1 protein-coding gene is annotated in these 900 nt (G+C 61.0%); it reads left to right on the plus strand.

Annotation, left to right across the window (positions count from 1 at the left end; translation table 11 throughout):
* Nucleotides 1-900: recombinase family protein (locus tag ACWGTO_RS33590; protein WP_454578966.1), on the plus strand; the 900-nt coding region annotated here is incomplete at both ends.

The raw sequence follows: 900 nt of genomic DNA on the forward strand, positions 1-900 counted from the left end.
TCTGGCACCGCGATTACGGCCTGGGTTTCGACCCTGATATTCGGGTCCAGGAAGCCATCAGGCTTATATTCGCGCGGTTCCGCGAGATCGGCAGCGCCCGCCAGGTGCTGATCGCGCTCAATGCCGAAGGCATGCATTTTCCGCGCCCATCTGACGGCAAGATAATGGTCTCCTTCGACTGGGTTCCGATCCGCTATCGCAACGTCATCAGCGTATTGAAGAACCCCTTCTATGCAGGGGTCTATGTGTACGGCAAAACGCAGAAGCGGACCGAGATCGTCGATGGCCGCGTTCGTAAGAGCTACGGGCACCGTAAATCCTATGAGGATTGGGCGGTTATGCTCAGGGAGCATCATGAAGGCTATGTCAGCTGGGACGAGTATGAGCGGAATCAGAAGCTGCTCGCCGCCAACGCCTACGGCAAGGGCGGCGGTGTAAAGTCCGGTCGGGGCGGGAAGGCTCTCCTGGCCGGCATGCTCACCTGTGGTCATTGCGGCCGCCGCCTGTGCGTCGTTTATGTCGGCCGCCGCATCGGGTATCATATTTATCGTTGCGACCGTTCGAACCTCGCGCTGGCGCGACCCCGATGCATGACCGCCAATGGCGGTCGAGCCGACGCCGCGATCTCGCAAGAGGTTTTGCGCGCCGTGGCACCCATGGCGATCGAAGCAGCATTGGAGGCGGAGCGGATGCATCTTGAAGGCGAAGCGCAGCGACGGCAGATGATCGAACTGGATTTGCAGCAGGCCCGCTACGAAGCCTCGCTTGCCGAACGGCGCTATGCGGCCTGCGATCCCGACAATAGGCTCATAGCGGCTCAGCTTGAGAAGAGCTGGGAGGCGACGCTTCGCCGTGTCGAAGCCTGCGAAGCCCGGCTCAACAATCGGCCAGTACGCGATG

It is taken from the genome of Mesorhizobium sp. PL10 (genome assembly GCF_053714315.1).